Annotated in this window: 18 protein-coding genes and 1 pseudogene; 5 read left to right on the forward strand and 14 right to left on the reverse strand. The window is 61.7% G+C overall.

What is annotated here, in order from left to right; all coding sequences use genetic code 11:
- Positions 1 to 54: 54 nt before the first annotated feature.
- Complete coding sequence (locus tag FFS60_RS15885; RefSeq protein WP_137822491.1) at positions 55 to 789, reverse strand: TetR/AcrR family transcriptional regulator; 735 nt, start codon at positions 787 to 789, stop codon at positions 55 to 57.
- A gap of 180 nt (positions 790 to 969) precedes the next feature.
- On the opposite strand from FFS60_RS15885, the gene FFS60_RS15890 reads away from it, so the two are divergent.
- Positions 970 to 2,601, forward strand: coding sequence for an ATP-dependent acyl-CoA ligase (locus FFS60_RS15890; RefSeq protein WP_137822492.1), 1,632 nt, complete (start codon positions 970 to 972; stop codon positions 2,599 to 2,601).
- Between the two features lie 81 nt (positions 2,602 to 2,682).
- Here FFS60_RS15890 and FFS60_RS15895 read toward each other — a convergent pair whose 3' ends face one another.
- On the reverse strand, positions 2,683 to 3,483 hold the full coding sequence (locus tag FFS60_RS15895; RefSeq protein WP_137822493.1) for an SDR family NAD(P)-dependent oxidoreductase: 801 nt from the start codon (positions 3,481 to 3,483) through the stop codon (positions 2,683 to 2,685).
- A 105-nt stretch (positions 3,484 to 3,588) separates the two neighbouring features.
- On the opposite strand from FFS60_RS15895, the gene FFS60_RS15900 reads away from it, so the two are divergent.
- Positions 3,589 to 4,347 carry a DUF2889 domain-containing protein gene (locus tag FFS60_RS15900; protein WP_028628930.1) on the forward strand — a complete coding sequence of 253 codons (759 nt, stop codon included), beginning with the start codon at positions 3,589 to 3,591 and terminating at the stop codon, positions 4,345 to 4,347.
- 20 nt (positions 4,348 to 4,367) lie between these two features.
- On the opposite strand, the gene FFS60_RS15905 is transcribed toward FFS60_RS15900, so the two are convergent.
- The 4 genes from FFS60_RS15905 to FFS60_RS15920 all read right to left on the reverse strand — a co-directional run bounded on the left by FFS60_RS15905 (position 4,368) and on the right by FFS60_RS15920 (position 8,305).
- A complete protein-coding gene (locus FFS60_RS15905) occupies positions 4,368 to 4,943 on the reverse strand; it encodes an aromatic-ring-hydroxylating dioxygenase subunit beta (protein ID WP_028628929.1) in 576 nt (191 codons plus the stop codon).
- Positions 4,944 to 4,982: 39 nt separating this feature from the next.
- A complete protein-coding gene (locus FFS60_RS15910; protein WP_137822494.1) occupies positions 4,983 to 6,383 on the reverse strand; it encodes an aromatic ring-hydroxylating dioxygenase subunit alpha in 1,401 nt (466 codons plus the stop codon).
- A 175-nt stretch (positions 6,384 to 6,558) separates the two neighbouring features.
- Positions 6,559 to 7,560, reverse strand: a complete 1,002-nt coding sequence (locus tag FFS60_RS15915) for a fumarylacetoacetate hydrolase family protein (RefSeq protein ID WP_137822495.1) — start codon at positions 7,558 to 7,560, stop codon at positions 6,559 to 6,561.
- A 43-nt stretch (positions 7,561 to 7,603) separates the two neighbouring features.
- Positions 7,604 to 8,305 carry an SDR family NAD(P)-dependent oxidoreductase gene (locus FFS60_RS15920; protein WP_137822496.1) on the reverse strand — a complete coding sequence of 234 codons (702 nt, stop codon included), beginning with the start codon at positions 8,303 to 8,305 and terminating at the stop codon, positions 7,604 to 7,606.
- Between the two features lie 141 nt (positions 8,306 to 8,446).
- Here FFS60_RS15920 and FFS60_RS15925 point away from each other — a divergent pair, with 141 nt between their 5' ends.
- Positions 8,447 to 8,845, forward strand: a complete 399-nt coding sequence (locus FFS60_RS15925; protein WP_137822497.1) for a Zn-ribbon domain-containing OB-fold protein — start codon at positions 8,447 to 8,449, stop codon at positions 8,843 to 8,845.
- Complete coding sequence (locus FFS60_RS15930) at positions 8,845 to 10,035, forward strand: thiolase family protein (RefSeq protein WP_137822546.1); 1,191 nt, start codon at positions 8,845 to 8,847, stop codon at positions 10,033 to 10,035. The genes FFS60_RS15925 and FFS60_RS15930 overlap by 1 nt, the downstream gene beginning before the upstream one ends.
- Positions 10,036 to 10,052: 17 nt before the next feature.
- Here the strand turns inward: FFS60_RS15930 and FFS60_RS15935 are convergent, their stop codons facing one another.
- The 8 genes and pseudogenes from FFS60_RS15935 to FFS60_RS29450 all read right to left on the reverse strand — a co-directional run.
- Positions 10,053 to 10,847 (reverse strand): IclR family transcriptional regulator, encoded by a 795-nt coding sequence (locus FFS60_RS15935; protein ID WP_137822498.1) that lies wholly within the window; start codon positions 10,845 to 10,847, stop codon positions 10,053 to 10,055.
- An 85-nt stretch (positions 10,848 to 10,932) separates the two neighbouring features.
- A complete protein-coding gene (locus FFS60_RS15940; RefSeq protein ID WP_256658097.1) occupies positions 10,933 to 12,567 on the reverse strand; it encodes an MFS transporter in 1,635 nt (544 codons plus the stop codon).
- Positions 12,564 to 13,448, reverse strand: coding sequence for a fumarylacetoacetate hydrolase family protein (locus FFS60_RS15945; protein ID WP_137822500.1), 885 nt, complete (start codon positions 13,446 to 13,448; stop codon positions 12,564 to 12,566). The genes FFS60_RS15940 and FFS60_RS15945 overlap by 4 nt, the downstream gene beginning before the upstream one ends.
- A gap of 2 nt (positions 13,449 to 13,450) precedes the next feature.
- Positions 13,451 to 14,395: a VOC family protein gene (locus FFS60_RS15950; protein WP_137822501.1), complete on the reverse strand. Its 945-nt coding sequence runs from the start codon at positions 14,393 to 14,395 to the stop codon at positions 13,451 to 13,453.
- Positions 14,396 to 14,442: 47 nt separating this feature from the next.
- Positions 14,443 to 15,204 (reverse strand): SDR family NAD(P)-dependent oxidoreductase, encoded by a 762-nt coding sequence (locus FFS60_RS15955; protein ID WP_137822502.1) that lies wholly within the window; start codon positions 15,202 to 15,204, stop codon positions 14,443 to 14,445.
- A 53-nt stretch (positions 15,205 to 15,257) separates the two neighbouring features.
- A complete protein-coding gene (locus FFS60_RS15960) occupies positions 15,258 to 15,488 on the reverse strand; it encodes a ferredoxin (protein ID WP_028628918.1) in 231 nt (76 codons plus the stop codon).
- A gap of 273 nt (positions 15,489 to 15,761) precedes the next feature.
- A complete protein-coding gene (locus FFS60_RS29445) occupies positions 15,762 to 16,607 on the reverse strand; it encodes a methyl-accepting chemotaxis protein (protein WP_371926436.1) in 846 nt (281 codons plus the stop codon).
- Between the two features lie 18 nt (positions 16,608 to 16,625).
- Positions 16,626 to 17,414, reverse strand: a pseudogene (locus FFS60_RS29450) (HAMP domain-containing protein); the annotation flags it as partial.
- A gap of 161 nt (positions 17,415 to 17,575) precedes the next feature.
- Between FFS60_RS29450 and FFS60_RS15970 the strand changes: the two are divergent.
- Complete coding sequence (locus FFS60_RS15970; protein ID WP_137822504.1) at positions 17,576 to 18,844, forward strand: MFS transporter; 1,269 nt, start codon at positions 17,576 to 17,578, stop codon at positions 18,842 to 18,844.
- Positions 18,845 to 18,858 lie beyond the last annotated feature (14 nt).

Below are 18,858 nucleotides of genomic sequence, written 5' to 3' on the forward strand. Positions count from 1 at the left end.
GATAAAAGAAGATCGGCCACCCTTATCCACAAGGCGGCCGGGAACACAGGAGGATCAGCGGCGGGAGCGGGAAGTGGAACCGATGGTCAGAGCAGCAACGAGTTTTCTCACTCGGACCGGGAGGAGGCGCCGACCGCTGCCCTCTGGCACAAGAATCTCGCTCAGCACGTAGCGGATGACCATCTCGCAAACCAGCTCACGATCGAGCTTGACCCCGAGCCGGGCATCCCACTCGTCGAAGACGATGCCCAGCAAGTCCTGAAAGCGCACGATGGAGTCATGGAAAATACGCCGGAAGAAACCCAACGCATACTCAGGAGCAACGACCAGCAGACGTCGCGCGCGACTCTCCTCGAGATAGGTATCGAGGTAGGCGATCAGCGCATTCAGGCGTGCATCGGGATCAGCTATATCCTCCAGGGCTTGGGACAGGGAAACATGGAAACTGTCCCGCTTGTGCCGGGAGAAGGTATCCAGAAGGTCTTCCTGGGATGAGAAATAGCGGTAAAAGGTGCCCCGCGACACCCCCGCCACCTGGCAGACATCCAGGATCGAAATCCTATCCGCCCCCGAGCGCAGCACCACCTCTTCGGTGGCGGCGAGGATATTGCCAATAGTCTCCTCGGAACGCCGATTGGGCTTTACCTTGGTTCCGGCTACCGAAGACGCACGGCCATTTTTCTGAACAGCCTGTTTAACCTCCGCAGGGGGCTTCTCTGCGGCGACAGGCTTCCTCCTGGCAGGAGCAGCAAGTGCTGTTTTGCTGGGTTTCGTAGCGTTCCTTGACATTGATAGGAATTCTCAGCTGATAAATTTTCGTCACATTAGCACAGGATATAGGCAGTATTACATGGATTTGTTCAAATCTTAGCTGGAGACAATCGACAAATTTGAATTTAGAATGGCATTCTCCCACCAAAATAAAATCTGCCATCCCACAGCGGGGAAGGCCTCCAAAGGAGATGAGCTATGAGTGGCATTGGTCATCCGGACACGTGGTCCGTAGGCGAGAGAGACACCGTCATCGCAGCACTCGATCGAGCGGTTGCACGGCATCCAGACAGGGTCCTGCTGGATTTCAGTGGAAATCTATACACATATGCGGAAGTTGACTCTCTATCCACCCGCATGGCTCACTCCCTGGCCACCCTTGGTGTGCAACCGGGCGAGACCGTGCTGACCATGTTGGACAACAATATCGACGCGGTCGTCTGCTGGCTGGCCATCAACAAGCTCCGTGCAGTCAGCGTGCCGATCAACACCGCGCTCAAGGGCGAATTCCTGCGCCACCAGATCGCCGACACGAGGACCCACCTGGTCATCTGCGAAGCCGACTACCTGCCGCGCATCTTGCCGCTCGCTGAGCAGCTCGGCGAGGTCAGCCAAATCCTCTACCGTGGCGACCTGGCCGAGCCCGCCGAATGCATAATTCCGATTACCAACCTGGATGAGTTCCGTGGCGAGGACGACACGCCTTTCACCAGCAAGCCCCAGCCTTCCGACCTTGCCTGCCTGATCTATACCTCCGGCACCACCGGGCCGTCGAAAGGCTGCATGATCAGCTACAACTTCATGTGCAATCTGGCCCGCCTGCAGTTGCGTGCCGGCCCAGCCGACGAAAACGACGTGACCATCACGCCGCTGCCGCTGTTCCACATGAACGCCCTGTGCGTCAGCATCATCGCCAGCATTCTGGTCGGCGCGCGGGCCGCCATCCTGCCGCGCTTCTCGGTCTCCAATTTCTGGCAGGAAGTCGAACGCTCCGGAGCGACCATCGCCTCCATCCTAGGTGGCATGGGCGGTCTGCTCGCCCAGGCGCCGGACAACGATGCGATGCGGCGCTGTTACGGCCAGATCCACACTGCGCGCGGCAACCCCTACACAGAGGAAACCAAGAAGATCTGGCGCGAGCGCTTCGGCACCAAGTTGGTCGGTGGCAATGGCTATGGTCTCACCGAAGCTTGCGTGGTCACCTCCCTGGCGGCCGGTGAGTACGCAGCACCCGGCTCATCCGGCAAGCGAATCCCGGACTTCGACGTGCGCATCGTCGACGACAACGACCAGGAACTGCCAGCAAACGCCCCCGGCGAGATCGTGGTTCGTCCGCTACGCCCGGACATCATGTTCCAGGGCTACTGGAACCGCCCAGCGGACACCCTGAAACTGATGCGCAACATGTGGTTCCACACCGGTGACATTGGCAAGTTCGACGACGACGGCTTCTTCTATTTCGTCGACCGCAAAAAGGACTACCTGCGGCGCCGTGGCGAAAACATCTCCAGCTTCGAAATGGAGGCAGCATTCGCCGTACACCCTGACCTAGCTGAGGTAGCGGTGCATGCCGTGCCATCCGACAAGGGTGAAGATGACGTCAAGGTGACCGCCGTGTTGCACCAGGGGGCCCGATTGACGCCGGAAGAGCTGTTCCACTGGGCGACCGATTCGGTGCCCTACTACGCCCTGCCGCGATATATCGAGTTCCGCCGCAACCTGCCGAAAAATCCCCAGGGCCGCGTGCTGAAGTACCAGTTGCGCGACGAGGGCAAGACGGCCGATACCTGGGACCTGGAAGACACAGACATCAAGGTCGCAAAAAAATGACCGTACGCCAGGCTGGCATCCCCAGCCTGGCACACCATCCCACGGAACAAAGACTCGGCGCCACCCGCACCGATCGCCTTGTCAATATTCGCGAACCGGAACGTCCGCTGGACGGGAGTTATAGCCGGGCAGGTGCAGCCCACCATCGACGTGAATTGTTTCGCCAGTGACAAAGCGCGACATTTCCGACGCCAGGAACACCACCACCGGCCCAATGTCCTCCTCCGGCTCGCCGCAGCGTCCCAGCGGTCGCATGGCCGCGGAGCGCTCGGCGAAGCCCGGGTTCTCTGCGGCCAGCTTGTGGAAGGTCGCGCCCATGGCAGTTGGCGCGATGGCGTTCACGCGAATATTGAAACGCCCCCACTCCGAGGCGGCACTGCGGGTCAGGCCGACGACGCCCGACTTGGCCGCGTTGTAGTCGCCATGCAACCAGGCCCCGACCTCGGTGTCGATGGAGTAGAAGTTGACGATCTTGCCACCTCCTCGCGCGCGCATATGCGGCAGGGCGGCCTTCATCGACCACCAGGCGGCCCACAGGGTGGAATCCAGGGTGCGGGCCAGCATCTCGTCGGTCTTATCCTCCAGCAACACGTTGGGTGTGGGAGCGAAGGCATTGTTGACCAGGATGTCCAGGCCGCCGAACCGCTCGACGGCCACCTGGATGGCCGCCTCGACATCCACCTTGCGGGTAACGTCGGTCTTGACGAACAGGGCCCGGGCTCCCAGTGCCTGCAACTCCTGCTCCACCGCCCTGCCGCTGATCTCGTCGAGCTCGGCGACCAGCACTGCGGCACCAGCCTTAGCAAAACTCAGCGCCACCCCTCGCCCGATTCCACCGCCAGCGCCGGTAATCAGCGCCACTTGCTCTTGCAACAGCTTCATAGCGAATTCCTTCTTGTTTTTTGGTGAACAATTTTACGTATAGTGTTCAAATATACTGCAATCCTTAGCGACAAGCACCTGCGAAAACAGCACAAGGAAACCACGATGAGCAGCATGTTCCGACGCCGGGTGGAAATAGCTTCGACGATACAGGACGCCACTAGAGAGGTGCGCGCGAGCCTGGAGGACGACTTCCACCACTTCCGCGTCTGGCTGCGCCACCGCGACGGCATCGTGAGCGAGATCGGGGGCGAGGCCGTACGCTACCCCTACTCCGCCTGCCCGCAGGCAACCGGACAACTGGAGCGGCTGATCGGCATGCCGCTCAGCCAGATCGCCCACTCAGTGACCCGGCAGACAGATGCCCAGCACCAATGCACGCATCTGCTCGACCTGGCCGGCCTGGCCATCGCCCACGCCGCTCGAGGGGCGACCCGGCGCCGGTACGACATTCAGGTTCCGGACCGCATCGACGAGCGCACCAACCCGGTCCTGCTACGCGACGGCGCCACCCTACTTAGCTGGGACGTGCATGGCTCGACCATCGAGAGTCCACCGCCCTACTGCGGGGTCAACCTGCGTGAAGGAATGGCTCGCTGGGCGCTCAACAATCTGTCCGAAGAGGAAGCGGAAGCCGCACTGCTGCTACGCCGCTGCATACAGATCTCGCTGGGCCGCATGAACAACCTGGATGCTCAGGTGCATGCCTCCAGTACTGGCCGCTGCTACAGCCAGCAACCAGCACGGGCCACACAAGCGCTGCGGATCAAGGGCTCCACCTGGGACTTCAGCGAAGCGGCGTCGGCGCTGTGCATGGATGACCAGAACTGGCTGTCCGGGAAAGAGGAAGCCCGCCCCTCCTAACGAGGGGCAGGCCAAGGCCATCAGAGGAACACGGCGAGGTTCGGCGTCCCCAGCACGGCCTGGTCGAGGATGACCTCGCGGCGCGCCAGCTTGAAACCATCTTCGGTCAGGCGCAGCACATCCCGGCGCTCACCGCTGATGATGTCGACATGGTGATCCTTGAAGCGGTTACGGGTCAGCAACAGGTAACTGGTCACCACGAACTCGTCACCTTTTTCCGTCTCTTCCACGAACACGTTGGTTACCAGCCGACGGGTACGGGAGGGCGGGTCTTCCGCCCAGGCGCTCTTGCCAGACAGACGCAGGATCCGTCCCATGATCGAGCGGTAGTCGTCGTGGTAATGCTGCACGCTGCGCACGATAGTAGTGGACAGCTCGGACTGCAGGCGGGTGTGCCGCAACGGCACGGTGTAGACCAGGTCGGTGGCCAGGCGCGCAGCCCATTCCTGCAGGCGAATCTGGTCCAGTAACGTCGCTTCCTCGTAGAGGAAGGTCACCACTTGGTTATAGATCTCGGAACCGACCGGGACACGCTTGATTCCAACCGGGGATCCAGGCTGGATCTGGTCGGCGCCACGCTCTTGTACTTGGGCCATGAGTAACTCCTGAAATTGTTGTTGTGCCAGGGGCGACGATCAGTCTTCAGCCGTCATCAGCTCGTGCCAGTACTGCCACCAATGCCACTGGGTGTCGTCCTTGGTGAAACCCTCGTTGACGATACCCGGCCCCGGCCAGCCCTCGGGAGCACCAGTCTCGTAGCATGCCTGGTATTTCAAGGTCATCTGGCGGCCCATCGCTCCTTTGGCGGCCAGCGTCATATGAGGCCAGGTGTCGGAGTCGTCCTGCTCGACCATGCCGGAGGTGCCGAACAGCTGGATGGTCTGCTTCAGCATCTTCTCCCGCAATTCGGCCGGCGCATCCTTCTCGGCGAAGATCCAGTTGACGAACTCGAGCTTGTCCGGCCCCTGAGGAACGTAGGCGTGCATAGTCATGGAGCCGACCACCGAACCATCGGACTGCGGAATATAAACAAAACCGAAAAGAATGTTCGGGAACATTCCACCCACCTGCGGCGGCATGCTAGTCAGCACCTTGAGCTGGTCCTCGCTCAGGTTGCGGGACAGCTGCTCGACCATGTCGCGGGTCATTCCGGCCGGAGGCAGCGCATTCAGCTTCTCCTGCACGGACAGCTCTTCCGGATCGAGGCCGGTCAGACGCTTGATCTTGCGCGCGAGGTCGATGCAGCGCAGAGCGTGACCATGCGGCGAGCTGATCTCCACGCCGATCATCTCGGGACTGAGATCCGCCCCCTCGCCTTCCCCCTCGCCCTTCTTCGCGTAGTTGCCCACTTCGCCCAGCCAACGGTGCAGTGTCAGGGTGTGGAAACCATCGGCGGCCGATTGCTCGCCGGCAGTCTTCCAGTTGGCGTTGACGATGAAGCGCTGTGGTGGACCGAGCACTTCCATCCCCTTGTCCGAGCGGCAGAAAAGCATGTCGTAGTACCACTTGGCATCGCCGAGGAACTCCTCGAACGACGGGCCATCGATGTTCCAGGTAGCGAATACCAGACCGCCGTAGAGCGTCACCCGGGCTTTTTTCAGTCCCAGTTCATCTTTCGACAGCATCTTGCCGTGCATACATTCGCGCTCGACCGGCGAACCGATGAAGTCGCCGTTAGGACGGAAGGCCCAGCCGTGGTAGATGCACTTGTGGATCTGCGTGTTGCCACAGTCGGCCGTGCTGATACGCATACCGCGGTGCGGGCAGACGTTGAGGTTCACGTAGACGGCCCCGTCTTTGCCCCGGGCTACGATCACCGAATCGGAGCCCATGTCGCGGACCATGAAGTCTCCGGAATTGGGAATCTCGGACTCGTGTCCGAGAAAGACCCAAATCTTGCCGAAGATTTTTTCCATCTCCAACTCGTAGATCTCACGGTCCGACAACACGCGCATCTGCACTTCACGGGTATCGGGGTAGATGAGATCGGAAACCTTGGTTCCGTCGGACAATACTGGGCTTGTTCTTGTTAGCATGATTGCCTCCTGTTCAGGGCACTACGGCGAACTTAAGTCGGGACAGAATATAAGACACTTTTCATAAAAATGTACATAGAAATCACCACTAAAAAAGTGGGTGAATCTTCCCTCCCACCCCGGGTATACCCGCAACCGCCGGCTTCCCACGCCCAGGACAGGTGATTCGGGCATATCAGGTAACAACTTTCCCGGCGCTGCCGACGCTAGTGCTCAGCACTCCGATTCCATCCACCTCCAACTCAACCAGATCACCCGGCCGCAGATAGCGCAGTTGCTCCAGACCGCAACCATTACCCACCGTGCCGGAGCCGAGGAATTCGCCGGGATAGAGGGTTTCTGAACGCGAAATGTGGGCGATCACATCCTCGAAGGACCAACGCATGTCGCGGGTGTTGCCCCGCCCCCACTCCTCGCCGTTGACCCGCGCGACCATGTTCAGGTCATAGGGATCGCCCAGCTCGTCGGCCGTCACTAGGCACGGCCCCATGATGTTCGCCGTGTCGAAGTCCTTGCTCTTGGCCGGGCCGAGCATGCCGGGCATCTCCGCCGCCTGAGCATCGCGCGCGCTCATGTCGTTGAAGATGGTGTAACCGAAGATGTGCGAACGGGCAGCATCGCGGCTTATATCCTTGCCGCGTCTGCCGATGTAGCAGCCGAACTCCAACTCGAAGTCCAACGCCTTGCTGAAGCCAGGCCACTGGAACTCGTCGTCGATGCCGATGACAGCGAAGCGGTTGCACTTGTAGTAGATGGGTTGCCGATTGAAGGTCTCGATGACCCGCTCGTCGGCGCGCGTATTCATCGCCTTGAGGGTCGCCTCGGGGTCCGGCGTGCGCAGTGCCCGGGCGCGGCGTGCGGCGGCGAAGCTTTGCCGCAGGTGCAGCTCGAAGCAGGAGCAGTCGCGCATCTGCGGCGGCGGTTGGATCGGCGCGCGCAGCTTCACCCGGTCGCGCTCGCGCACCGCCAGGGCAGGCGCCCGCTCCACCAGCGAGCGGGCCAGCGCCAGACCGTCCTCGCCTGCCTCGACCAGCGCCAGCACGCTGCTTAGCTCCGGACATTCGCGCCCCTGAACCACCCGATAGGCCGCCTGCAGGTCCAGAACGACCTGATCGTTCTCCAAAAGCGCCCCTGCAAGCTGGAAGCCGCTGCCATCAGTAAAGGTCACCAGTCTCATAGTTCTTGTACTCCCGTCGAGTGCCAGCAGCTGAAAGTGGGCGTCATACCCGGCCACTCACGGGCAGGCAGGCGCCAGTGATGGGCGCGGCGTCATCCGAAAGCAGGAAGGCGATCACCCGGGCCAGGGCCTCCGGCGTGACCCAACGGCCGACATCGGCATCCGGCATATCGGTGCGGTTTGTCGGAGTATCAATAATGCTCGGCAGCACGGCGTTGACGGTGACGCCACGATCCTTCAGCTCCTCGGCCAAGGCTTCGGTCAGGCGAGCCACACCGGACTTCGAGGCGGCATAAGCGCCCATGCCCAGCCCTGCCTTCAGCGAGGCCAGCGCGCCGACGTTCACGATTCGCCCCGCCGGCGATTCGAGCAAATGGCTCAGAGCCGCTTGGCTGCTAACCAGTGCGGTGCGCAGGTTGATCTGGTACAGGCGGTCCCAGGTTTCCAGGCTGCCGCCCTCCAGGGTCTCCCAGGCAAATCCGCCAGCCACGTTGACCAGTCCGTCGATCCGCCCGAAATGCCCGACCACCTTGGCCACGGCCGCCTGCGCCGACTCGGCGGAACTCAGGTCGACACCTCCCAACGAAAGCAACCCTGGGGCCTCGCGTAGGCTGGCAGGCGCGTCGGCGCGGTCGAGCAGGGCAATCTGCGCGCCGCGCTCCAGCAGTAGGCGGCCCAAGGCGCTACCCAGAGCGCCGGAACCGCCGGTGACTATGATTGTCTTGTCTTGCAAAGGCCGGGACATGGCAAAAGGATCCTCTTGTTGTTTATCGCGAGCCTGATTGGGCGTGCTCGTATCGCCGCCCAATATATGACACTTTTCAAAAATATGTACAATTGTTAAAGTCGTCAGCATCCCAAGCCAGCGCACCCGCAGGTTCCGCGAATGCCCAGAAAACTGCCCGCCCTCAATGCCGACAACCGTGCCTTCTGGCAGGGCGGCGAGCACGGCCAACTACTGATCCACAAGTGCAACGGCTGCACGCGCTTCTTCCACCCGCCCGGCCCGATCTGCCCGCGCTGCGCGAGCCTCGATGTGTCGCCGTGCGCGGTCTCAGGAAAGGGCAAAGTGCTGAGTTATACCCTCAACTACCAGCAGTGGAGCAGCGACCTGGAAGTGCCCTACGTGGTCGCCATTATTGAGCTGGACGAGCAGGAGGGCCTGCGCTTCGTCAGCAACGTCGTCGGCATGGATCCACAGCGGGTGTATATCGACATGCCGGTACGGGTCAGCTTCCTGAACGTCGAGGACGTCTGGCTGCCCTTATTCGAGAAGGATCAATGATGATTGAGCAGCGCTACGAGAAAGATGTCGCCATCACCGGCATCGGCCAGTCCGAGGTGGCCCGACCATCCAGCAAATCAGCCATGCGCCTGACCCTCGATGCTTGCTTGGAAGCCATCGCCGACGCTGGCCTAGAGCGCCACGACATAGATGGCGTGGCCTGCTGGCCGGGGGACAACAACAATGGCGACCCCTTCTCCCCGGTCGGCCCCAGCGCCCTGAAAAGCGCACTAGGCCTGAACCTCAACTGGTTCGGTGCCGGTTACGAGGGTCCCGGCCCACTGGCGGGCATGATCAATGGCGCAATGGCCATCGCCGCCGGCCTGTGCCGGCACGTCCTGGTTTTCCGCACCATTACCGAGGCTTCGGCGCGCCTGCACAACAAGCAGGCCGGGGCCCTGAGCAACAAGACCCAGGGTCGCGACAGCAGCTATGCCTGGCAGTGGTTCACCCCCTTCAATGTGCTGTCCGGGATCAACCTGATGGCGCTGTACGCGCAACGCCATTTCCACGAATACGGCACCCGACCCGAGCAGCTTGCGCAGATCGCGCTGACCTGCCGGCGGAACGCCATGCGCAATCCCAAGGCAATCTACCGCACCCCCATGTCGCTGGACGACTACATGCAGTCGCGGATGATTTCCACGCCGCTGCGCATGTTCGACTGCGACGTGCATTGCGACGCCTCCACCGCTATCGTCCTGTCGCGCCGCGACGCCGCACGTGATGGCCGCCACGCACCGATCCGCATAGAGGCGATAGGCGCGGCGTTGAACCAGCCGTGGTCCTGGGATCAGATATCCCTGACCGGGATGGCGGCCTTCGACGTTGGCCGGATGATGTGGCAGCGGACCGACTACACCCCGGATGACGTCGACTCGGCACAACTCTACGACGGCTTCTCCATCCTCACCATGATCTGGCTCGAGGCGCTGGGCCTTTGCCCGGTAGGCGAGAGCGGCGCCTTTGTCGAAGGCGGCCAGCACATCGCCTTGGACGGCAAACTGCCGATCAACACCAACGGCGGCCAGTTGTCCGGTGGCCGCACCCATGGCCTGGGCTACGTCCACGAGGCGTGCTTGCAGCTATGGGGACGCGCGCAAGGGCGTCAGACCACGGAGAATCGTGTATCCGTGGTTGCCGCTGGCGGTGGACCGCTGGGCGGCAGCCTACTGCTGGTCCGCGAGTGACCCATACTCGGCCGGTATCAGAACAAGACGTCGGCCAACTCGGAGCAAAACTCGGTGATCGCGCCAGCCAGCTCCCTGATGCCTTCGTCATCGCGCTGGCCACGAAACATCACAGCTGAAACGGTGTAGTCGATCGCCCCCTCAGGGGAATAGACAGGTGCAGCAACGGCCAGGATGCCGACCGAGAAATAACCATCGTCAATCGCCCAGCCCCGCTCGGCGGCCAGTCGCACCTCCTCGCGGTAGGTTTCTATGGGGAGTGGGCGCGCCCAGCGAATCCCCTCGTAGATGGCTTCGAACTCCGAGGTATACAGGTCCAACTGCGTCGAAAACAAGCGCCCGCTGGCCCCCATCAGCATGGGAAAACGCTGACCCTCGGCCATATCGATGCGGACATCGGTAGGACTGGCCGCCGAACTGACGATGACGATGCGGTCCGCCCCCATGCGCTGCCACAGGGTGATGGTCACCCTCATACGCGCCGCGAACTCCTGCAGCAGGGGTTTGACCAACTGCACACGCTGCCCCTGGGTGACCAACTGCCCCACCAAGCGGGCCAATCCCAGCCCCGCCGAATAGCGCTTCGACATCGGATTGAAATCGACGACATCCTCCATCACCAGGGTTCGCAGGATGTTGAAACAGGTGCTGGGGTTGATCGACAGCAGCCGGGCGATGTCCACCGAACGCTCCGGCGCCCCGGCCTGGCTCAAGTGACGAAGGATGCGGATCGCATTGACGACCGGTTTTACAGTGACCGCACCCATTGCCTTGCGGTCGCCGTCGGCTTCCACGGTCTCTGGAGTATCCATGCGCTATTTCTCGGTTGGCTTGACGCTGCAATTCTATAACGAGAACACATCGGACCTACAAATTTAATATAGAGATTAATTGACCTCAGATCTGCTCCATCGGTGCCTGGTAGATGTAACGCTTGACCTCTCGCCGCGTATCTCGGAATCGCATCAGGGCCAACTCCTGAGCTTCGTCATTCTGAGTCAGCCGCCCGCAATGACGCAGGTAGTCCAGCCACGACTCGACGATGAATCGCTCAAGATAGTGGTCGGTCTCGGTCAGGTCGCGATACAACCGCCAGTTAAGCGCACCGTTGCGTCGCCGCGCCAGACCTACGGCATAGACGGTACGCAGAAAAGCCTCACGCTCGGCGACCTTCACCCGGTAACTGACTTCGATGCAGACGGGCCCGTCGTCATGGGCGACCTCCCCGGCCAGCACCAGCTTGTCAGTCTGCTGCGCGTCGGCGAAATCCGCCTCCCGGCCCATGGCGATGTCACCGCGGCGCGTCAAGAACAACCCGAGCAGGATGCTCGACGCCGACAGCAGCAGGCTGTTGCCCAGTCCCAGGTACTGCGCCAGAACGCCCCACAGAGCGCCACCCAGGGCCATCGAGCCCATCAGCACCAACAGGTACACCGAGGCGACGCGAGCGCGCACCCAGTTCGCGGCGTAGGTCTGCACCACAGTGGAGATGGTTGCGTTCACCGCCATCCAGCCCATGCCGGCCAGCATCAGCATGACGCAGACCATCGCTTGGCTGTGCGATAGCGCCGCCGCCAGGGTTGCCGCGGCGAAGGCAATGGCGCCGACGACAATCAGCCGGCGCAGAGGGAAACGGCGATAGACGCTAGTTAGGCCGAGCGCGGCCAGTACTGCGCCAGCCCCAAAGAAGGCCATCAGCAAGCCGTAGCCACCAGCGTCCATGCCCAGCTCTTCCTTGGCCACCAACGGCAACAGCGCCCACAGCGCACTGGCGCAACTGGTGAAGACGAATACCTGCTTGAGCGCGCTGGACAGCACAGCAGAATGGCGGATGTAGCGCAGGCCGCTGCGCATGCCGCCAGCCAGGGTTTCCGGTGGAAGAGCGTCGGCGCGGGCACGGGCCGGCAGGCGGAAGATGAAGACCAGTACTGCAGCCATGCACAGGGCGATAGCCAGGAACACCGCGGCGCTGCTCCACCATACGACCAACGCGCCGGCCAGGGCCGGCCCCAAGGCACGAGTGGCGTTGATCGAAATGCCGCTGAGAGAGATCGCCGCCGGCACTTGCTCACGCGGCAGGACACCGACCACCGTCACCATCCAGGCCGCCATCCCCAAGGCGCTACCGGTGCCCAAGACGAAGGTGCACAGCAGCAGTGACCAGGCTTCCAGTCCTCCACCCCAGTCCAACAAGCACAGCACCGCGGCCGCCCCCAGGATGATCGACTGAGTAAACAGCAGCAAGCGGCGAGGGTCCATTCGGTCGGCGAGCACCCCGCCCGGCAGACCGAACAGGAAGACTGGCAGGGTGATCGCCGTCTGTACCAGGGAGACCATCAGCGGCGACGCCGACAGCAGTGTCATGATCCAGGCCGCCCCGACCGTCTGCATCCAGATTGCCAGGTTGGCGACGGCGCAGGCGAGCCACAGCCCGACGAACAGCCCATGACGCAGCGGCGCCCAAAACACAGAGTGCTCCGTATCTGCCAGTGGCCCACCCTGAGTGGAGGAGGTCTGCCTGTCCATGCTCATTCGCCGTCGGGCCGTCCCAGCCGCCCGACGCTGCGTGCAGCATTTAGAACGCGCCGGGGACCGATCCGGTTTCGCAGCGTGCCGAGCCCCTCGATGCACACCTCAACCAAGTCCCCGGGTGCCAGGAAGCGGCCGTCCTCCAGACCCACGCCATGAGTCGAGCCGGTGAACACCAGATCCCCTGGACGCAGGCTGATGCGTGCATCGAGATAATCGAGAAGTTCGTCGACCGGAAAGATCATCTGCCGAGTGTTGTCCTGCTGACGCCGCTCGCCGTTGACGCTCAGGCTCACCTCCAGCTCCGGCTGCCCAGCACCGCCAAGCTCGTCGAGTGTCACGATCCAGGGCCCGACCGGCGTGGTACGGTCCATGGCCTTCTGGGTCAGCAAATCGAGGCGACCTATGCGCCGCCCCGCGTCCCGCGCACTGATATCATTGCCGACCGTGTAGCCGAGCAGACAAGCGCTGGCCCGGGGCTCGTCACATAGCGGTCGGGCGACCACGGCGACCAACTCGACCTCGTAGTCGAGCTGCCCGGTAAGGGGCGGATAGGCGATCTCGTCGTGCGCACCGACCAAGGCAGAATCCGGCTTCAGGTAAGCGAGCGGATGGACTGGCGGTGAACTGCCCAGGCGCTCCAGGTGGCTGCGATAGTTTAGCCCCACGCCGAAGGCCCGCGCCCCCGGCTGCAGGGGCGGCAGCAGACGGCAGTTCGACAGCGCAAGGGGCACCTTGTCGAGACAAAGGTCGGCAGCCAGCCCCAGCCCCACAGTCGGCGCCCAGGCCTCGAACGGCGCGCGAATACGACGCAATCGACAGAGGTCGGATTCGAGCAGCGCCCAAAACGCCTCGCCGCCCGACTCGACCCTCGCAAGGCGCATGCTCAGCGCTTCTTGCCTGCCAGATACTCGGCGTCCAGCACCTCTTCGGGCGTGCGCACGCTCGGTCCTAGGATCGGCCCGACGATCTCGTGACCCCACAGACTCAGAGTCTCAGGGTTGAGCTCATAGGGGTCGCCCTGCCACGGCTCGATCTCGGCGATGGTCTCGAAGGCGAAGCCGGAGGGGTTGAAGTGGTAGAAGGACAGGTGCGGATCCTGGCTGTGCTGGCCGAGGGTCATCATCATCGGCAACTCACGCTTGCGCACAATGTCATAGGTCTCGCCGACGTCGCGCACGCTGCGCACAAACAGACCGACGTGCTGAACCCCCATGCGCCCCGGTCCATGCCCATAGGCAATGTCATGACTTGTATGGTTGTTCAGCTTGGCCCGAAAGAAGCCGGTGCGGCCCTTGCCCGCTCCCGCGCCATACCAATGGAACCCCATCACATTGAGGAGGAAATGTTCCAGCTCTGGAGTGTACTCCGGAGTGATCACCACCACATGCCCGGCCCCGCGCTCGTCGGCCAGGAAGCCAGTATGCGGACGACCAGGGATGAACGAGCGCGGCGTCCATTTCTGCGCGTAGAACAGCTCGTACTGGTAGCCGACTGGGTCGCGGAAGCGCACCACCTCACGTACCCCACGCAACTCACAGAAGGCAGCATCGCCGCGAGTGAACTCGATACCTGCGGCTTCGAGCCGCCTCAGGCCATCCTCGAACGCCATGCGTCCGAGCGCCTCCCAGCCGATGTAGGCCAGGCGGTCGACCTTGCCGGGATGGAAGGCGAAACGGTGACGGCGGTCGTCGATGCGGAAATACAGCGATTGTGGATCACTCTCCGGCGACTTGCCGATGCCGAAGCCCATGACCTGCGGGCCATACTCGCGCCAGGCGTCGAGGTTCGCGGTCTCGAACCCCATATAACCGATGCCGATGATATCCATGAATTCACCTTATTGTTCGAATGCCGTATGAGTGGCGGCCGCAGAGACTAGATGGCCAGCAGACCACCATCGATGACGAAATCGGAGCCGGTAACAAAAGAGGCCTCGCTGGACGCCAGGAACAGCGCCAGAGCGACCACTTCCTCGGGCTCTCCCGGGCGATCCATCAGTACACCGTCGAGCAGAGCGGCCCGCGCCACCGGGTTTTCCAGGAACTCCGCGGTGCCAGGAGTAGCGATGAAACCAGGGCTGAGACTTACAGCACGGATACCGAGTGGAGCCCCTTCCACCGCTAGTTGGCGGGTGAAAGAAACTACCGCCCCCTTGGCAGCGGCATGCGCAGAGATGCCGGCCACCTTGGAACCGCCCCAGGCCGCCGTGGACGAGACGTTGATGATCACTCCGCGTCGCTCGGCCAGATGATCCCAGGCGTACTTGGTCGTGTAGAAGAGCAAATCGACTTCGTTACGAATGGTGTAATGCCAGTCCTCGATGGAGAACTCGCTGACTTTTCCAAAACGCGCAGCCGAAGCATTGTTGTAGAGGATGTCGATAGCGCCATGTTCGGTCACTGCCGCTTCAACCCAGGCCCTGGCCTGCTCGTGGTCGCCGAGATCGACGGGCGCCTGGCCGTACAAACGCAGTCCTTCTGCGTGCAACAGGGCAGCGGTTTCCCGATGCGCGACGGCATTCACGTCGCAGCCCACCACAATCGCTCCCTCACGGGCGAAGCGCAATGCTGCTGCCCTGCCCTGACCACCGCCGGTCCCGGTAATCAGAGCAACCTTACCTTCAAGACGCCCAGTCATTGCACCCTCCACTTCTTGTTCTTATTCATCCAGGCCTCACGATGACGACCCCGCTATTCACCCTCTGACTTGATCTCCTCGAGCCAGATCGCCTCGGCCGGACAAGCCTCAGCCCCCTCGCGCGCTTCCTCTTCGAGCTCCGGGGGAACGGCCTTGCTATCCACATAAACCAAACCATCAGCATCCAGCTTGTAGACGCTTGGGCAGATCGCGGCACAAAGCCCATAGCCGCAGCAGCGACTGCGATCGACCACAACTTCGAATCGAGCCTTGTCAGAATTCATCTTATTCTCCTCATGTAGGCAGGCAGAAAAATAATGAACACTTTTTGCGCGTTTGTAAATAAACCATCATGTACAGCTCGAATTACATCAATAAAATTCCTAAAAATCATATACTTGAACAAACAAATCACGCCCTTAACCCAATGCTAGTGCTCGCGCCATAGGACAAGCCAAGCTAGAAAAGCGAACGGATATGGTCATTAATTCGTTTTTTGTATAAAACGCTCAAGACATGAGCAATGAGACCGACTGGATCTACGCTGAGGGGGCAGATCAACCCTGGAATCGAAAGCGGCTCACCGCCAGATTCAATTCCTCGGACAACTCACGTAAAGAAATCACCGCGCTAGAGACCCGGTGAGCGATCGCATCCCCCTCTCCCGCCATTCGTGCAATACGCTCGATGTTTGAGGCGATATCTCGTCCACCTTCGCTCTGCACCCGCACCGCATCAGCAATCTGGTCCACTCCACGGGTTGAGTCTCCCACCAACTCTGTCGCCTGCTGCAGAGTACTCTCCAACTCGACCAGCAACCTGCCACTGTCTTCCAGCGCCACAGTTCCAGCGCGCAAGGCTTCGTCCACAATCTCTGACTGCCCCTCCAACTTTGCAGTCAACTCGTTGATGGAGTTGGCGGCGAGCGCCGAGCGCTGAGCCAGGTTGCGCACTTCGTCGGCAACCACGCTGAAGCCCCGCCCGCTCTCGCCAGCCCTCGCCGCCTCGATCGCGGCATTGAGTGCCAGCAGGTTAGTCTGCGCGGAGAGGTCCTTGACCTGCGTGATACTGGCTGTGATCGCCGTGGTGCTTTCGACGAAGTCGCCCACCGAGCCACGTATGGCGGAGAACGCGTGGCGCACACTGTCGATCTTTTCGAGCAGGCGCGACAGGGCCAGGTGACCGTCCTCCGCCCCATGCAGGCTGGCCTCAGCGGAACTACGCAGGCTCTCGGCATGGCTGGAAATCGCAGCGATGCCGTCACTCATCTGTTCGATAGTCATCGACACCGCTCCCACAGCGCCGGCCTGCGCCGTGGAACTCTCGGCTACCCGTGCCGAGGCCCCCACCAACTCCTCAGCCGAGGCGCCGACGGAAGCCGCCACACTTGCGACCTGGCGCATGGCCTGCTGAAAGCTGTCGATCAGTTCGTTGAAGGCCTGCGCCGTGTGAGCGATCTCGTCGCGACCGATAACCCGCACGCGCCGGGTAAGGTCGCCGTCGCGCAACCTGATCGACGCCTGCTCGATCTCCCGGATGGAGCGAACGATCTGACCGCGCAGCAACAGACTGACAAGCAGCGCCAAGGTGCTGGCCGCCAGCAGCACACCAATCAGCATCTTCGACACCTGCCGCTGCATGGCGCCAGCCTCGGCGAAAGCGCCGGAGGTCAGCTCCGCCTGCAGGCCCAACAGACGGTTGAACTGGCCTTGCAAACCGTTGTATTCGGCACGCACCCGACCGAGCAGCGATGCCGCTTGCAACTGGTCGTCCAACGCGGTGCGCTTGAATTCGGAAAGCCCCTCGCCGACCACGCCAGCCTGCTCCTCCACCGCACGGTAAAGAGCCTTCTCCTCTTCGCCCAAGCCTGTCTCGCGTGCCAGCCTGTCCAGCCCGGCACGCATGTCGTCGACACTGGCCTGCATATCTTCGAGGTAAGACAACAGTTCCTCGGATGAGGCCGATCCATTCGATTCGAGGATGCGCGCAACCGTGGCGTAGGCACCAACCATCGCAGCCTGAGAGGCGGCAGAGGTTTCAAGTACCTGACGGTACTGCTGGAAACGCAACTGGTCGATCTCCTCGATCACCGCCTGCTGCTTGGCTAATCCCCGGTAGGCCATACCCGAGACGATCAGCAGCGCGAGCACGAACAGCCCTGGCAGCACGAGGAGCTTGGCGCCAATGGAGAGTCTTTTCAGGAATAGCATGATGCTCACCTTTCTTGTTGTTATGGGACATGACTAGACAGGCCACCCACCTAGCCATATTATTTATACATTATTCAGTTTTATGTTCAGATCATCAATCGACAAAATCCGCGTCTCTATCCACAGCTTGGCCCCACAAAACCAATAAAGGACGCCAGACCATGCCTTCCTCCCAGAATGAAGCGGCAATTGACTTCAGTGAGTTCCGCCGCGGATGGCGAATCCTATTGCTCTCCGTAGTCGGCGTTGCCATCAGTATCAATGCGGCCCTGCTCTACGGCTTTGGCACCCTGGTTGTGCCACTGGAACAGGCGTTCGGCTGGAACAAGAGCGAATTGCAGGCGGCAATCACATTCCTGTTCGGCGGTGCAGTGGTTTCTCTGCAGCTGGTCGGATGGTTCAACCTGCGCTATGGCATGAAGCGCATGACAGTCATTTCGCTGGTCTTGCTCTCGCTGGGTTACCTGGGCACCACCCAGCTTAGTGGCTCCGTCTGGTCGCTCTACCTGGCTTTCGCCATCCTGCCATTGATCGGCATGGGCGCATTGGCGGTGACTTGGACCCAGTTGCTCAGCCTCTGGTACGACCGCAATCGCGGGCTAGCCCTTGCCATCGGCCTGTCCGGTACCGGCCTGACCGCCGCGATCATCCCGAGGCTGATGTCCTGGGGCATCGAACAGTGGGACTGGCGCGCGGCCTTCATCATCCTCGCCCTGCTCAACCTACTGATACTGCTACCGGTGACCCTGCTGTGGTTCAAGCTCTCGGACGGCACCGGCAAGCATGGCCAGGACGACAGCAGCTCACTGGTTGAACTACCCGGCCTGAGCTTTCGCGAAGGGATGAGCTCGGCCAAATTCTGGACATGCAACCTGGCCCTGGCGCTGGTGATTTCTTCGATAGTCGGCATGGTCACCAGTACCGTGCCCATGCTGCAGGCCAGGGGGCTTTCGGCCGCAGAGGCCAACCTGATCTTCAGCGGATTCGGCATCGCGCTGATCTTCGGTCGCATGCTCATCGGCTACCTACTCGACCGTCTCTGGCCACCAGCAGTGGCTGCCTTCAGCCTGGCCCTGCCGGCCATCGGCTGCCTTATCTATCTCGGCAGCACTATCGAGTTCGGCCCATTGCTGCTGGCCGCTGTTTTGGTCGGCTTCGGTGCCGGCGCCGAGTTCGACATCGCCGCCTTCCTGGTCGCCCGCTATTTCGGCCTGCGTGAGTATGGCCGTCTGTTCGGTGTGCACCAAGGTCTGAACACCGTGGCTTCAGCCCTCGCACCGCTGCTGTTCGCCCTCCTGCTCAGCCATACCGGCACCTACTCGGCAATGCTGGTGTACTGCCTCGCCTGCAGTCTTGTCGGCCCCTTGCTGTTGCTTACCCTGGGTCGCGTCCCTCGCTTCGCCTCCACACCGCTCGCGGCCCATTCCTGACCTGACTCCCTAGG

Source organism: Pseudomonas sp. D(2018), assembly GCF_005502555.1.
In the GTDB taxonomy this organism is placed as follows: Bacteria; Pseudomonadota; Gammaproteobacteria; order Pseudomonadales; family Pseudomonadaceae; genus Metapseudomonas; species Metapseudomonas resinovorans.

Coding starts and splice junctions, on each gene's coding strand:
- FFS60_RS15915 (WP_137822495.1), bottom strand. CDS start 7,560: ATGAGACTGGTGACCTTTACTGATGGCAGCGGCTTCCAGCTTGCAGGG.
- FFS60_RS15935 (WP_137822498.1), bottom strand. CDS start 10,847: ATGGATACTCCAGAGACCGTGGAAGCCGACGGCGACCGCAAGGCAATG.
- FFS60_RS29445 (WP_371926436.1), bottom strand. CDS start 16,607: ATGCGCCAGGTCGCAAGTGTGGCGGCTTCCGTCGGCGCCTCGGCTGAG.
- FFS60_RS15925 (WP_137822497.1), top strand. CDS start 8,447: ATGCCCAGAAAACTGCCCGCCCTCAATGCCGACAACCGTGCCTTCTGG.
- FFS60_RS15960 (WP_028628918.1), bottom strand. CDS start 15,488: ATGAATTCTGACAAGGCTCGATTCGAAGTTGTGGTCGATCGCAGTCGC.
- FFS60_RS15905 (WP_028628929.1), bottom strand. CDS start 4,943: ATGGCCCAAGTACAAGAGCGTGGCGCCGACCAGATCCAGCCTGGATCC.
- FFS60_RS15910 (WP_137822494.1), bottom strand. CDS start 6,383: ATGCTAACAAGAACAAGCCCAGTATTGTCCGACGGAACCAAGGTTTCC.
- FFS60_RS15885 (WP_137822491.1), bottom strand. CDS start 789: ATGTCAAGGAACGCTACGAAACCCAGCAAAACAGCACTTGCTGCTCCT.
- FFS60_RS15955 (WP_137822502.1), bottom strand. CDS start 15,204: ATGACTGGGCGTCTTGAAGGTAAGGTTGCTCTGATTACCGGGACCGGC.
- FFS60_RS15900 (WP_028628930.1), top strand. CDS start 3,589: ATGAGCAGCATGTTCCGACGCCGGGTGGAAATAGCTTCGACGATACAG.
- FFS60_RS15940 (WP_256658097.1), bottom strand. CDS start 12,567: ATGAGCATGGACAGGCAGACCTCCTCCACTCAGGGTGGGCCACTGGCA.
- FFS60_RS15890 (WP_137822492.1), top strand. CDS start 970: ATGAGTGGCATTGGTCATCCGGACACGTGGTCCGTAGGCGAGAGAGAC.
- FFS60_RS15945 (WP_137822500.1), bottom strand. CDS start 13,448: ATGCGCCTTGCGAGGGTCGAGTCGGGCGGCGAGGCGTTTTGGGCGCTG.
- FFS60_RS15920 (WP_137822496.1), bottom strand. CDS start 8,305: ATGTCCCGGCCTTTGCAAGACAAGACAATCATAGTCACCGGCGGTTCC.
- FFS60_RS15950 (WP_137822501.1), bottom strand. CDS start 14,395: ATGGATATCATCGGCATCGGTTATATGGGGTTCGAGACCGCGAACCTC.
- FFS60_RS15895 (WP_137822493.1), bottom strand. CDS start 3,483: ATGAAGCTGTTGCAAGAGCAAGTGGCGCTGATTACCGGCGCTGGCGGT.
- FFS60_RS15930 (WP_137822546.1), top strand. CDS start 8,845: ATGATTGAGCAGCGCTACGAGAAAGATGTCGCCATCACCGGCATCGGC.
- FFS60_RS15970 (WP_137822504.1), top strand. CDS start 17,576: ATGCCTTCCTCCCAGAATGAAGCGGCAATTGACTTCAGTGAGTTCCGC.